A 14,454-nucleotide genomic window follows, 5' to 3' on the forward strand; every position below is an offset into this window, starting at 1 on the left:
GGTTAGTCCTCCCACTGAAGGTCGTCGACGGCGTCGAGGATTCGGTCGACGCTGGGCAGGTAGTAGTGCTCCAACTTGGGAGACGGGAACGGAACGTCGAAGCCGGTCACGCGGCGGATCGGTGCGGCCAGGTAATGGAACGCACGTTCCTGGACGCGGGCCACAATCTCGGAAGACACGGACGCAAAGCCGTGCGCTTCGGCGATCACGACGGCGCGTCCCGTCTTGCGTACGGATGCGCAGACGGTCTCGTCGTCGAAGGGGACGATGGTGCGGATGTCGATGACCTCCAGGGACCGACCTTCTTCCGCAGCGGCCGCAGCAGCGGCGAGCGCGGTAGGGACGGACGGGCCGTAGGCGATGAGCGTCGCATCTGTGCCGGGACGCGCGACGGCGGCGCGGCCCTCGGTGGAGGTACCGGCGTCGTGCTCTGCGCGCAACGCACCCAAGTCCACTTGGTCCTTGGACCAGTAGAGCTTCTTCGGCTCCATGAACATCACGGGGTCATCGGAGTCGATGGCTTCGCGCAGCATGCGGTACCCGTCCGCGACGGTAGCGGGCGTGTAGACCTTCAGGCCGGCGGTGTGGGCGTAGTAGGACTCGGAGGAGTCGCAGTGGTGCTCCACTCCCCCGATGCCGCCGGCGTACGGAACGCGGATGACCATGGGCATCTTGAGCTTGCCCTTGGTGCGGTTGTGCATCTTGGCAACGTGGCTGACGATCTGCTCGAAAGCCGGGTAGGCGAAGGCGTCGAACTGCATCTCGATGACGGGACGCATGCCGTTGATGGCCATGCCCACCGCCATGCCGACAATGCCGGACTCTGCCAGCGGGGTGTCAAAGCAGCGCTGTTCGCCGAATTCTGCCATGAGGCCGTCGGTGATGCGGAAGACGCCGCCAAGCATGCCAACGTCTTCGCCGAAGACGAGCACCGAAGAGTCGGCGCGCATGGCGTCTGCCATGGCCGTGTTGAGCGCCTTGGCCATGGTGATGGACTGCGGCCCTGTGGCTTCCGCGGTGGCTGCAGCCGATGCGGCTGCGCTGGCTGTTGCGGCACTGACATTGGCCGTGGTGGTGCCGGTGACGGTCATTTTCCGCTCTCCTCACGTGCGAGTTCATCAGCCAGGAGTTCCGCCTGTTCCTTCAGCTGCGGGGTTTGCTTGTCGAAGACGTATTTGAAGAGATCCAACGGCTGTACCGGGACGTCCTCGCCGAGGCCTTCACGGAGCTGGGTGGCGACGGCTTCAGCGTGCTCAGCGATCCTTTGGTTGGCGTCCTCATTCAGAAGCTCTTTGTCCGTGAGATAGGCCCTCATTCGCGTCAGGGGATCTTTGGCCTGCCACTCGGCCACTTCGCTGTCCGGGCGGTAGCGGGTGGCGTCGTCGGCGTTGGTGTGAGCCTGCATGCGGTAGGTGTGGGCTTCGATGAGCAACGGCCCGGAACCCTCGCGCGCCAGCTTCACGGCGCGGTCCATGACGGCGAGCAGCGCGACGAGGTCGTTGCCGTCCACCCGCTCACCGGCCATGCCGTAGCCCACCGCCTTGTGGGCCAGCGACGGCGCCACGGACTGGTGGCTGAGCGGAACGGAGATGGCGTACTTGTTGTTCTGCACGAAGAAGATAACGGGCAGGTGGAAGACGGCAGCGAAGTTGAGGGCCTCGTGAAAGTCGCCCTCACTGGTGGCACCGTCGCCACACATGGCCATGACTACCGTGTTCTCACCGCGCAGCTTGGCAGCGTGGGCGACGCCGACGGCGTGGAGCAGTTGGGTGGTCAGCGGCGTGCACTGGATTCCGACGTTGTGTTCCTTGGGGTCGTAGCCACCGTGCCAGTCGCCGCGGAAAATGGTCATCACCTCTACCGGGTCCACACCGCGTGTCATGACGGCGACGGCGTCTCGGTAGGTGGGGAAAAGCCAGTCGCCGTCGCCCAGGCACATGGCAGCTGCCACCTGGCAGGCTTCCTGGCCATGGCTCGATGGGTACACGGCCATGCGGCCCTGCCGGACCAGGGCGGAGTTCTGGTCGTTGACGCGCCGTCCGATGACCAGGCGCTCGTACGCTGCCAGCAGTTCGTCGTCGCCGGGAGTGGGGTACTCGTGTCCGGGTTCCGTGCCTTGGTCTTCCTTGGACCGCAAGGTACCGTCCGGATTGACCATCTGAATCTGGTGCCGGGCGGGCAGCATGTAGTCCTCAACGCTGATGCCGAATTTTCTCCGGACGTCAGCAGCCTGGTCCTCCGCCGCCGTCTCGGGCGCAGAGTGGTCTGCATGGATCGTCATTGGTCCGTCCTTCTCTAGCCACTATGTGCTTCCAGTATCTTCCCGGCGCATGTTTCGTATCCAGCTTTGCCATAAATCATGGAAGAGCTTTGGGATCGGGGCTAGTCTGGAAGACGAATTGTCAATGTGAGCTGGGTAACTGCCCTGTGTTGTAGACGAATTGGAGCCTGCCGTGAGTGAGACGGAAGCCGAACAAACCGCTGTCCCCCTGGACAGCGTTGACCTGGACATCATCCGTGAGCTCACAACCGACGGACGCATGTCCATCACGCAAGTAGCCGAGAACGTGCATATCAGCCGGGCGCATGCTTACTCCCGGTTGGCACGGCTTACGGGCGAGGGAGTGCTGACCAAGTTCACCGCGCTTGTAGATCCAATCAAGGCCGGGTTGCGCTCGTCGGCCTATGTGACCCTGAAAGTGCAGCAACACTCCTGGCGGGAACTAAAAGAGCACTTGCGCGCGATACCCGAAGTGCACCACATCGCGCTGGTAGGCGGAGATTTCGATGTGATTCTTCTGGTCCGGGCAACCGACAACATCCACCTGCGCCGTGTGATCTTCGACCAATTGCAGTCGATGGAGGGTGTGCTGGATACCCAGACTTTCCTTGTCTTTGAAGATGTTGATACGCGGTAGCTTTCCTTCCTGAATACAGACTGTCAGGAACACCCAGTTTTGAACCCTAAACTGTCCCCGTGCCCACCAAAACCGCCTCCGTACCCCGCGTCCTGCTGCGGACTCTCCTGGTGCTTTTGGCAGCGTCTGTAGTGTGGGTCCTCGCTGCACTTCAATTTTTCTACAACCCACCGCAGGTCACCCCGCACCGCACGGATGCCATCATCGTCCTGGGTGGCATGAGCAGGGAGCGGCTTCCAGCAGCTGAGGACCTGCAACGCGATCTGGACATCCCGATTCTGGTGGTGTCCACGACCGGCCTCGCCGGCAACGCAGAGGGCGACGAACTGTGTGATGCCGGCGCGGACGATCCTGACCTCATCTGCTTCCGTCCCGAGCCCTTGAACACGCGAGGGGAAGCCGATGCCGTAGGCGAACTGGTGGCCAAGCACGGCTGGCAGTCAGTGACAGTGGTGACGTCCGACTACCACCTGCTGCGCGCCGGCACCTTAATGCGCCAATGCACGCCGGCAGAAGTGCAGATGGTCGGGTCTGATCCGGACCTGTCTGCCGGGGCCTGGCTGGACCGGTTTGTGGTAGAGACTGGTGGGCTGATTGATGTGTGGCTGCAGCCTGAGTGCAGAGTGTAGACCGGCCGGCCTGAAGGCGAGGCTATCCCCGGACGGGCACCCGAATGATCCTGACTGACTTTGTCATGGGACCACAATCCCTGCAACGCGCCTTTAGCCGTTTTGACACGTCCAACACCGTTTCGGCCGATGCGTGAAGGATTTCGTCAAGCCATTGAGTTTGTCTGGCCCGCCCTTCATCCTTTTCCCATAGGTCCAAGGTCTCAGCCCTACGAGCCCAAGGATCCGTTGTGGCCATTTTCAGAGCCGAGACGCTCGCCCTTATCCGCTTCCCTGCGCGCCACTTAGCCCTAAGTTTTATCGCTGCACTTGCCCTGCTTCTGGGCTTCCTGCATGCATCGCCGGCTCAAGCAGCAGCGTCACCCGTCTACCCCATCAGCGGCTATTTCATCTACGGCAGCACCAGTGATGCTGCCAACACGAAGAAGCTGACCGACATCAAATCCGTAGGCGGAGACACCGTCATTACTTTCGGCTCGCTGCTGAAGCCTGCCACACTGGCAACAATTCCCACCGGATGCGTCATTTCGGGCGTCAATTGTGCCAAGGCGGCTGCTTCCGGTGTCACCGTGAACCGCTACTTTACCTACTCAGACAACAGTTCCTGGGGTGGACCCGCTCTCCTTTGCGCCCGGGACAAGACCGTCACCAACGGGGGCTCGATCTACACGATCCTGGTCCTGCCCGCCGAAGGAAGCGGTTGTACGTCCCCGTCCGGAAGGTACGACGTGGTGGTCATCACAGGTGGACCGTCCTCCATTTCCATTTCATTGGGAAAGACAGCAACCAGCCTGGGGATGAAGTACTACGCCGGCCTTCCGTCGCCGGTGAAGAGAACCGACATAACCTATCTTCCCGATCTCTCCTACCAGGCAACATTTTCTCTGTTCACGGCACGGTTCCTGATTTACCAGGCCAAGGTCAACGACGTTCCGGGGCTGGCAGGCTTTTACCACCACACTGAGATGCCTCTCAGCAACGGGGCCGTATGGGATTCTGTCCTCACGGTTTACAGGATCCAGAACTCACGCATCGCACAGTACCAACCAGAACGCTCGGCTATTGTCAGTCCCTACATCGATTCCAGGAGCGCGTTTGGTGGGCGGGTTACTTTGGACCAGGCCCGAATTGGGATCAACAACATTGCAAGGACGGCCGGCGGTGTCGATTTGGCCATTGCGGTTCAGGATGGAATGGGCACCGGCAAGGGTGGATCTTTCTTCCAGAGCGAGGCCGGCACAAACGTCGACCAGTATGCAGCTGCGATCGTAGGAAGCGGGACTTGGGGCAGCAAGTACCTGGCACCCACCCGGGACTACTTCTGGGCACTGGCCCAGGGAGTGGAAGGTACTGGTGCGGAACTCTGGGCCAACCTCGAAGGAATGGCACCAGCCACCTCCCAGAACCCCTGCCAGAACAGCCTTCGCGGTCAAACGACCAAGACCAGGATCAACAAGCAGTTGCAGCAGCTGGGGAATACCCCCAGGAAAGTCATCTCCTTCATGTGGGATCCCTACTTCACGTGCACTGGGACCTGGGCACCCATGCTGGACAGGCTCAAGGCAACCAGCACTACTCCGGTAATCACTGACTCGATCTTTTACGGGAACGGCGACGTCCTGGTGACTGGCCACAACCTAAGCGGGGGAACCATCCAAGTACGGTGGACGGACATGTATGGGCGGGTGTACGACAAGACGGTAACCGCGTCCTACTACAACCCAAGCTACGGGGAGCAAGCAGGCATCAATCCCCTCCTGGAATCGGTCACGGCCAGACTTGGAAGTACCTCTCTTGGCTCCGGGAAGTATTACTTCATCAACGTAGTAAACAGCGCTGGCGTCAGGAACGACGCGCTCTATTCAGACCGGGGATGAACGCGTACAGCACAGTGGCGGCCGTGGCTTTTTGGACGGCCGCCACTGGTATGCGTCACATGCCCATCCCACTTCTGAAAGCCCTCTCCGCCTGATTGTCACTTGGCTCCGCTGTGCGACGATATGGCTTCAGTCGCCGCAAATGTAAGAATTGCATGTGCCCAAGTTTCATCCGGACGCAGCTGAGGAGTGAAGAAGTGACGAGGAACGACCGCCCGCTGGCGGCCCTTTCGCCTTCCCCGCGCCACATGCGCCGGCGCAGGTTCAGGAGGGATGTGGAGGCCGCAAGCGTGACTGCATCCCGGGCTGTGATCGAAAATTACCGCGCAGACACTCCCGGTAAACCTCCGGCAGTCCAGGCAGAGCCGGCACGGAAATCACCCGACCAGAACCCGGTGCGTCCGCAGCTCCTCAAGCAGCCGCGCAAGGCCACGCTCCACCAGAAGCGCGTCGTCGCACTCATTGCCGTGATCCTTGTCACGCTCAGCATTCCCATTTTGGCGTTGACCTTGATATTTGCTCCCTGAGCACCTGATCACGCGACACACGATTCCAAGCCCGCATTCCCCGTGCGATAGCATCGGCTGGTCAGCCACTGCCTTTCTCGGGGGAAACTATGCCCAGCGTCATGCCCATTTTCGGCACCCGCCCGGAAGCCATCAAAATGGCTCCCATTGTCAGCGCATTCCAGGACTCACCTGACTTTGAGTGTGTCGTGACCGTTACAGGCCAGCACCGCGAAATGCTGGACCAGGTGAATGAGCTCTTCGGCATTGAGCCGGATCATGATCTCAACATCCTGCAGCAGCGCCAGTCCCTCTCAGCCATCATGACCCGCACCATCGACGGTCTGGACAAGCTGTTTTCTGAGAAAAAGCCGGACGCCGTCATTGTGCAAGGCGATACCACCACCTCGACCGCCGGCGCAATCGCAGCCTTCTACCACGGCATTCCGGTGGTGCATGTTGAAGCCGGTCTGCGGAGCGGTGATCTCTTCTCACCGTTCCCTGAAGAGGCCAATCGCAAGATCACGAGCCAGATCGCCAGCCTGCACCTGGCGCCCACCAGTACCAGCAAAGCCAACCTCCTGGCAGAAGGCATCGCCGGGGACGACATCGTCGTCACCGGAAACTCCGTCATCGACGCGCTTCTGACCACCGTTGACAAGCAACTCCCCTTCAGTGACCCACAGCTTGAAGAACTGGCATCCAGCGGCCGCCGGATCCTGTTGGTAACTACGCACCGTCGTGAAAACCAAGGGGATGCCATGCGCGGCGTCGGCAGGGCGCTCGCACGCATCGCCGACGCCGAACCGGATCTGGTGATCGTGCTGCCGGCCCACAAGAATCCCGTTGTTCGCGAAGCCGTCCTTCCCGCGCTTGAAGGCAAGCCGAACGTCGTCGTGACTGAACCCCTGGCCTATGGGGAGTTCACACGCATGCTGTCCCTGGCCCACATCGTGCTGACAGATTCGGGTGGAGTGCAGGAAGAGGCCCCCAGCCTCGGAAAGCCGGTTTTGGTAATGCGCGACAACACCGAACGACCCGAGGCCGTGGAGGCGGGCACTGTTTCCCTGATAGGCACGGATGAAGAAATTATCGTCAAAGAGGTCGACCGTCTCCTTAATCAGCAGGATGCGTTTGATGCAATGGCCAACGCGGTGAATCCCTACGGCGATGGCAAGGCCGCTGAGCGGACTGTTGCCGCCGTAGCGCAACTGCTTGGAACCGGGGTCCGCATTCCGGAATTCACCAGCTAAACCAAACCATGGCTGCCCTGGCTCCCTCGAACGGAGTCAGGGCAGTTCCTTGTCCAATGCTGGCATGACGGACTTTTTGGGGGTTCGCGAACACTGTCTCAGAGGGTCGTTGACGTCGTATGACTCAGTAACGCGCGTCATACGCCCCTAGACTGGTCCTCGACGTGAGGCCCGTAACCGGCAAGACTTGCAGATCCGCGTAAGGAATTAGATGAGTACGCACACGATTGATCTCGACGTCGTCCGTCGTCAGACGTTCGGAGAGATGTTCAGGAAAAGGTCAACGGACCGCGCACTGGCTGACGACGTCCTCCGCGGCGAGCTCAGCATGCGCCCCCACCCGGCGTGGACCTTCCAGGAACCGATCGATTGGAAGGCAGATCCGTTCGGTCAGCGGAACTGGCAGGCGCAGCTCCACATGCTGCGCTGGTTGGAACCCGTCCGAAGGGTAGCTCTGGACGGAGACCAAGCCGCCCAGGCGTTCTGGCTCCGGACGTGCAAGTCGTGGATTGAAGCCAATCCCCAGTCGGATCCAAAGCAGAAGGACGACAAAGGCAATTACGTCAGCTATGCCTGGGCGGACATGGTGGAAGCTCTTCGCGGCATGGTCCTTACCTTTGGACTTCCCCTCATCCGAGACGGCGAAGACCAGTGGCTGGTTGATTCCATTTATGCGCACGGACTCTGGCTCTCCGACCCCAAGCATCTCGGCCACTCAAATCATGCCCTGCACCAGCACCAGGCTCTCTTCATCATCGGCTCGGTCTTTGGTAATTCGGAGTGGACTGACTTGGCAATCCAGCGCCTTACCGGTCTTTTCGAGGAAAACTATGATGAGGAAGGCGTAAACGTCGAAGGCGCCATTGGCTATCACAAGAACAACCTGGTCTGGTGGGAAGAAGCCTTCAAACGCCTGGACGTAGAGGGGGTGGCCCGTCCTGTCTCTGCTGACCGGTTGAACCTCGCTTACCTGGAATTGGCGCACGCGACGAAGCCTGACGGAACTTTTGAACTCATCGGCGATACGGAAGCCACTAGTGCCGGTGTCCTGTCATCGCCCGAACTGGATTATGTCCGGTCGGAAGGAGCCGCTGGGCAACCGCCCGCAGAGCTCACAAAAACCTATCGCGCGGGGTACGTATTTGGACGAAGTGGCTGGGGTGATCACGAACGCGACTTCAAAAAAGAAACGTTCTATTCCCTCTCCTACGGCAAAGCGAACCGTGTCCACGGACACCAGGATGGCGCTTCACTGACCCTGCATTCCAACGGGCAACCCTGGCTGGTTGATGCGGGAAAGTACGCATACAAAAAAGATGCGATGCGCGATTACTGCCTCTCCAGGCTCGGACACAACGTCGTGGAAGTCGTCGGTAAGGCTTACGACCCCAAGACTGAAGTATCGCTGGTCCGGTCATTCACCAGCGACGAGGTTGACGACTTTACGTTTGTCGATCCAGGTTACGAAGGCGTGAAGTTGAAGAGGCGGGTCGTTTACTGCCGCGGCGGAGACTTTTTTGTAGTCATCGACAACGTCTTCAGCGCCGATGAGGTCTCGGCACGTCAACGGTGGCACCTTGACGCCGACACTGCAGTCGAGGACGTTCCCGGTGGTGTGAAACTGGATCGCGACGGCAAGTCCTCCTTCATTCTATGGAAGGGCAACCTGCCGGTTGTTTCTACAGTGAAGGGCTCTGAGGAACCCTTCGACGGCTGGATGTCCAGAAAGTGGATGGAAAAGCTGCCGAGCCCCGTCGTCTCCGCTGAACAGACCGGGAGGCGTTTCCGGTTCATCACCATCATTGCCGCGCCCCAGTCCGGCTCATTCTCGGTGAAGAAACTCGATGCCACGGGTGGACGAATGGCGTTGAGTGCGATCTCGGGGCGCTACCAGTTCAATCTTGCCATTGAAGAAGATCGAGTTGCTGTAACCCTCGGTGAGCAGGGACATATGTCCTCCGCTATGGAGGACATCAGGTCTGCCTGGCTCAAGGCCATGGACCTGTGCCGTGAGGCAGATGTTGCATGGACAGCCCCCAAGCCCGGCAATGGCAAATTCAGCACGCGGTACTGGGCCTTGTTGAAGTCCTGGGTGGGTGCCCGGGAAACCACACGGTCTGCCCGTTTGGAAGCATTGACCATTCTGCTCGATCTCCTGCTGGACGCAGCCCAGGACTCAAGCGATGATCAGGGGCTGCGAACGGCTATCGTTGACCTCCTGTCCAACGACCTCACCGAACAGCTCGGTCTGAACAACAGTGCTCTGGGTGTGATGCGCGAGCCGCTCATCGCCTGGCGTGACGTTGAGCTTCGCTCCAACACTTACGGTCGCCGGATCCAGACCATCAGCTCTCCGGATGAGATCGGCTTCGAGGACGAGGAAAAGTCGAAGATATACTCGGCCAACCTTGGCGGCTTGGTACTGCCTTTTGCCGTGGGACGGGGGGCTTCTGATCTGTTGTCCGTAAGGTTTCACGGAGCCATCAACCGGACTAAAACAACCCTGCCGTTCTTCCAGGGTCTCACGTCCGAACTCATGGAAGGCGGGAACCATGCCGTCTTCCAGGATCCGTCACTGGACCTCAATAAAAGCATGACCCTTTCCTGGTATCTCGGGGATGGGAGCACCAACGTTCATCAATTTATGGCTAAGTGCATACAAAAACTTCAGTCTGAAACCGGTGCTTCCCGAGTACTTCTGGCCGGCAGTTCCGGGGGCGGATTCACCGCGTTACAGGTCGCGTCCTACCTTCCGGAGTCAGTGGCGCTGGTATTTAATCCCCAAACTGATGTGAAGGAATACTTCCGAACGAGTGCGGACGTCGCACTGGACACCTGTTTACAGCCCGACGTGGATGTAGAAGAAGCACGAGGATTCCGGCTTTCCACGTCAGTTGTGGAGACGTATGCGATGCTCAAGGATCTTCCCAGGGTCTTGTATGTCCAGAACACCGGGGATACCCACCACGTAACCAAACATCGCGATCCGTTCCGCAGGATGCTGGAATCTGAACACGGCAGCCACGACGACAGGATTGAGTTCATCGATGTCGAATGGGGTGCTGGCCACGTGGCTGCCACCGCAGAGCTTTATGCCCATTTCCGCGCTGCCGCGCTGGAGCACTTCCCCCGGGTGCCCGTTCAATAACCAAACAGCAACACGATTCATCGCCCAGATTTCTTTGACTTAGGAAAAATGTTGCCCAATAACAGAAGACTCAGTTCTGACAGGAGCATCGGCCTTTCCGCCGCTGCTGGTCTTGGCTTCACACTTATCGGCCTGGTGATTGCGCTCATGCCGCAGGCAGCTTCAACTGCAAGCATCGTGGCTTTTATAGCTTTGTTTGCGCTGGGGGTATTCGCCTTCTGCCTGGCCACCGCCGGTGCCATTGCACGCACCAAAGAAAACAGGCGGCTGCAACGTGAGTCACACGCCTCGATCAAAAAATACCTGCTCACTCTTCAGCGGCAGCTCGGTGAGGTCAAGGACACCCAAGCCGCCACCACCGCAGCACTCTCAGACGTCAAAGACACCCAAGCCGCCACCACCGCAGCACTCTCAGACGTCAAAGACACCCAAGCCGCCACTACCGCAGCACTCTCAGACGTCAAAGACACCCAAGCCGCCACCACCGCAGCACTCTCAGACGTCAAAGACACCCAAGCCGCCACCACCGCAGCACTCTCAGACGTCAAAGACACCCAAGCCGCCACCACCGCAGCACTCTCAGACGTCAAAGACACCCAAGCCGCCACCACCGCACAAATAACAGAACTGGCCGAGATTGCTGGTTCAACCGGAACGACGGACATCGCCACCTCGCACGATGCGGAGGTATACGACAAGCTTGTCGAGGACCTCAAAGCTGAGCATGATGAAGAGGTCAAGAAGCTCGAAAAGCGCCACTTGGCCCGCCAGTTCAATCTTGTAGCGGCCGACGGCAGCAACTGGCATTCCTTCGCTGCTTCAGAGGTCAAGAAGCTTGCTGAGGCGCACTACAACACCACGCCGTTGGCAGTCTATGAAATGCTCGAGGCGCACTCGTCCTTCGAAAAAATCAACACGGCCGCACTTCGCGGCTTGGCCAACGAACTGCGCAAGCTCGGTTACACCGTCAAGAGCCAAAGCGTGCTCCGGGTAGTCCTTGAACGGAACCCCAACCAGAAGTTGGCCAGTGCCATCGAGTTGCGGGAGGAAGAAGTCAAGCTGTTCTCCGGGGCCTTCAAGCCGGAGGTCAAGGCTCCCCACGCGCTCTTTGAGCCCAAGCCAAACTGCATCCTCCATGTGGTCGGCAAAGTCCTCCCCACGACGCAGTCCGGCTATACGTTGAGGACGCATTACACGGCTCTGGCACAGATCCAAACCGGTTTGGAAGTCCACGTTTGTAACCAGGTGGGCGACGCTGTGAACGAAGACGCGCCGGCTCAGGTGGAACTGGACGGGGTTTCCTACCATCTCCCAACGGGGCCCATCCGCCTCCACACGGCCCTGACAACGTGGATTAGTGCAAATGTCGAGGAACTCGCCAGGGTCGTTTCCGAGGTACGTCCGGCCGTACTTCATGCACACTCGGACTTCCTGAACGCCCTGTCAGCGCGGGCGGTCGGTGATTACTTCGGGATTCCGGTGATCTATGAGTCCCGCGGCTTCTGGGAGGAGTCGTGGCTTTCCCGCATGGCCCAGGCCAACGGTATCGAAGACATAGAGACGTTCAGCGAACGCTGGGGCAGTCCAGACACCTACGCTTGGCGCCGGGAGCGCGAGCACGATTGCAGGGACGCAGCAGACCACGTCTTCACCCTTGCCGAAGTCATGAAGCGCCGTATCACGGAGGAAGGTTTGCCAACGGACAAAACCTCCGTGGTACCGAACGCAGTAAGCGGTGACCAGTTCCCGGTGCAAACACGAAACCTCGAACTGGCAGGCAGGCTCGGCATTCAGGACGACGAGATCGTCATTGGCTATATCTCGTCCCTGGTCGAGTACGAAGGTGTCCCTGTACTCATCGAGGCGTTCAGTCAGTTGCGGCAACGCCTCAACGTTCCGGTCAGGCTGTTGGTGGTGGGTGACGGACCGGTCCTCGACTCGCTCAAGGCAGCGGCGTCGTCCTTGGGACTCGACGACGCCCTGTTCACAGGACGCGTACCCCATGAGGACATCCTTGACTACTACGGCCTCATCGACATCTTTGTCGTGCCGCGCACTGCAGCAGCTGTTTGCCAGCTCGTCACGCCCCTTAAGCCGTTCGAGGCGTTCGCTACCGGACGCACGATCGTGATGTCGGACGTGGATGCTCTCAAGGAGATTGCCGAGGCAAGCGGCTCCGCTGCCCTGTTCCAGGCTGGAAACAGCAGTTCGCTGGCGGACGTGCTATCGGAACTTGTGTCGAATCCGGAGCGGCGCAGTCAGATGTCGGCCACAGGGGCGTCATGGGTTCGGGAAAGCCGTTCGTGGGAAGCCAACGCTGCTGTTTACAATCAGCAGTATGCGAACCTGGCGGCGAATGCAATCCGTGTCTGAAACGCTGTTCCAGGAACTGACGGACGGTGACATCGAAGCGCTTTGCCGGATGATCGCTTCGGGTCACCGTCCCGATTTGTCCAGCGGCGTGTGGTTCGACAGTCTGGTCGGCGATTCAGCCGCTGAGATCACCACTAATGGTTGGAAAGCCGGCGACTATGACCGGTTGGACCTTTCGCTGCCCCTCGAATGGGATAATCTCTGCGCTGACGACAGAAGCTGGGGTTCGCAGCTGCACGGCTGGAAATTCATGGATAAGCCCATCCGGGAATTCCTCGCTACCGGAGACCGCGCATACCTGCAATGGTGTTTGGACCGTGCTGTTTCCTGGTCGGAGAGATATTCCAGCCAGGAAACCGATAATGCCATTGTTTGGTACAACATGGCACTGGGGCAACGTGCCCTACGGCTGGCAGGGCTTATCTACCTGGGCGCAAGGAACGGTATAGCGGTTCAGGAACTTCGCACCCTGCTCTACGCTGTGAACAGGCACGAGCTCGAGTTCGCTCTGGAAAGCTCGTTCAATCCACGCACTAATCATGGCTACTTCGTGGCCATCGGGCAGACCGTACTGGGTACAACCCTTGACGCCGTTCCGGAGCTGGAGAGGTTGGCGCAGGTGGGGCGCGAACGCCTCGCCGTGATGATCCGGACGCAGTTCCTTCCGGACGGTGGTCATAGTGAGCACTCCCCCGAATACCACCGGATGCTCATGCATTCCTTCCAGCTTGCCGTGGACTACGGTCTCATCGAGGACTCAGAACTGACAGGCCGGCTCAGGAAAGCAGCTGACCTGCTGGGTTGGATGATCCAGCCCAATGGATCCTTGGTGCCCCTCGGTGACACCCCTTACGTGAACATGGTTGATGGAAGCCACCCACTGACATTGAGCCCCCAGACGAATTACCTGATGTCCGGCGGGGCAGACGGCGAGAACTGTAAAAAGGAGCTTGGCGTATTTCCAGAGTCAGGCTACGCTTTCGTGCGTTCGGGGCAGCGTGCCGCTGGTGCGCCCGTTGCCGCTTCGACATATCTGGCGTTCACAGCCGCCTTTCACGGACGGGCACACAAACATGCCGACGACTTAAACTTTGTTTGGTACGACCGCGGGCAGGAAATACTGGTTGAAGGCGGCCGTTACGGCTACGGGGCCCAACTGCCTGCCGACTCGCCACTCCGCGCCGACGGCTTCTACTACGCCGACCCCTTCCGGCAGTACGTCGAGTCGAGTTGGGCGCACAATACAGTGACCGCCAATGGAAGAAATCACGACCGCCGTCGTACGCCGGTAGGCTCTGGCTTGGGCGTCTGCGAGGACCGGAGTGGCGTATTTGTCCTGCGTGGCCGGATCGACCACACAGGCTGGACGCATCGGCGCATTATTGAGCTGGAGCCCGGTCTGGGCCTCACCGTCATAGATGACGTCCAAAGTACGGACGCCATCAGGCGGGACTATCAGGTCTGGTTCAACGTCGCGGGCCAGCTGGATCTATTGAATGATCCAGGCCAGGACCGAGCCAGGTTACTCTGGGGCACAGCCGACGCCGAGTGGATTCTGTCGCTGCAGACGGACCCAGACGCAACTATCCATGCCCCGGTGCGCGAGTCCAATAACCCGCTTCGCGGGTGGAGATCCGTCAGTGACGGCACCCGCGAAGGGGTATGGTCCGTCTGTTTGGAGGCCACTTCAACCCGCCATCACGTCTTCAGGAGCAGGTTCACTTTCTGTGAACCCGCCCCTGAAGAATGA

10 protein-coding genes are annotated in these 14,454 nt (G+C 59.6%); 8 read left to right on the top strand and 2 right to left on the bottom strand.

All coding sequences use genetic code 11. The features are described from left to right. Window positions 1-2 precede the first annotated feature (2 nt). Window positions 3-1,091 carry an alpha-ketoacid dehydrogenase subunit beta gene (locus tag ACUYMZ_RS16025; protein WP_481604427.1) on the bottom strand — a complete coding sequence of 363 codons (1,089 nt, stop codon included), beginning with the start codon at window positions 1,089-1,091 and terminating at the stop codon, window positions 3-5. Next, entirely contained in the window at window positions 1,088-2,281 is a 1,194-nt protein-coding gene (gene pdhA, locus ACUYMZ_RS16030; RefSeq protein ID WP_481604429.1) for a pyruvate dehydrogenase (acetyl-transferring) E1 component subunit alpha, read from the bottom strand. The genes ACUYMZ_RS16025 and pdhA overlap by 4 nt, the downstream gene beginning before the upstream one ends. A 172-nt stretch (window positions 2,282-2,453) precedes the next feature. On the opposite strand from pdhA, the gene ACUYMZ_RS16035 reads away from it, so the two are divergent. The 8 genes from ACUYMZ_RS16035 (at window position 2,454) to ACUYMZ_RS16070 (ending at window position 14,454) form a co-directional block, all read left to right on the top strand. Next, complete coding sequence (locus ACUYMZ_RS16035) at window positions 2,454-2,918, top strand: Lrp/AsnC family transcriptional regulator (RefSeq protein WP_426003811.1); 465 nt, start codon at window positions 2,454-2,456, stop codon at window positions 2,916-2,918. Between the two features lie 59 nt (window positions 2,919-2,977). Beyond that, entirely contained in the window at window positions 2,978-3,547 is a 570-nt protein-coding gene (locus ACUYMZ_RS16040) for a YdcF family protein (protein WP_481604434.1), read from the top strand. 230 nt (window positions 3,548-3,777) lie between these two features. Then, on the top strand, window positions 3,778-5,424 hold the full coding sequence (locus tag ACUYMZ_RS16045; protein ID WP_481604436.1) for a hypothetical protein: 1,647 nt from the start codon (window positions 3,778-3,780) through the stop codon (window positions 5,422-5,424). A gap of 197 nt (window positions 5,425-5,621) precedes the next feature. After that, entirely contained in the window at window positions 5,622-5,951 is a 330-nt protein-coding gene (locus tag ACUYMZ_RS16050) for a hypothetical protein (RefSeq protein ID WP_481604438.1), read from the top strand. Between the two features lie 89 nt (window positions 5,952-6,040). After that, window positions 6,041-7,183 (top strand): non-hydrolyzing UDP-N-acetylglucosamine 2-epimerase, encoded by a 1,143-nt coding sequence (gene wecB / locus ACUYMZ_RS16055; RefSeq protein ID WP_442424805.1) that lies wholly within the window; start codon window positions 6,041-6,043, stop codon window positions 7,181-7,183. A gap of 265 nt (window positions 7,184-7,448) precedes the next feature. Further along, a complete protein-coding gene (locus ACUYMZ_RS16060; RefSeq protein ID WP_481605907.1) occupies window positions 7,449-10,331 on the top strand; it encodes a heparinase II/III domain-containing protein in 2,883 nt (960 codons plus the stop codon). A 48-nt stretch (window positions 10,332-10,379) separates the two neighbouring features. Next, on the top strand, window positions 10,380-12,704 hold the full coding sequence (locus ACUYMZ_RS16065) for a glycosyltransferase (RefSeq protein WP_481604440.1): 2,325 nt from the start codon (window positions 10,380-10,382) through the stop codon (window positions 12,702-12,704). Continuing rightward, the gene (locus ACUYMZ_RS16070) at window positions 12,697-14,454 is read left to right on the top strand and encodes a heparinase II/III domain-containing protein (RefSeq protein WP_442424807.1); all 1,758 of its coding nucleotides are present in this window, start codon (window positions 12,697-12,699) and stop codon (window positions 14,452-14,454) included. Before ACUYMZ_RS16065 ends, ACUYMZ_RS16070 begins: the two co-directional genes overlap by 8 nt.

It is taken from the genome of Arthrobacter sp. T572, assembly GCF_056780115.1.

Coding starts and splice junctions, on each gene's coding strand:
- ACUYMZ_RS16025 (WP_481604427.1), bottom strand. CDS start 1,091: ATGACCGTCACCGGCACCACCACGGCCAATGTCAGTGCCGCAACAGCC.
- pdhA (WP_481604429.1), bottom strand. CDS start 2,281: ATGACGATCCATGCAGACCACTCTGCGCCCGAGACGGCGGCGGAGGAC.
- wecB (WP_442424805.1), top strand. CDS start 6,041: ATGCCCAGCGTCATGCCCATTTTCGGCACCCGCCCGGAAGCCATCAAA.
- ACUYMZ_RS16060 (WP_481605907.1), top strand. CDS start 7,449: ATGTTCAGGAAAAGGTCAACGGACCGCGCACTGGCTGACGACGTCCTC.
- ACUYMZ_RS16065 (WP_481604440.1), top strand. CDS start 10,380: ATGTTGCCCAATAACAGAAGACTCAGTTCTGACAGGAGCATCGGCCTT.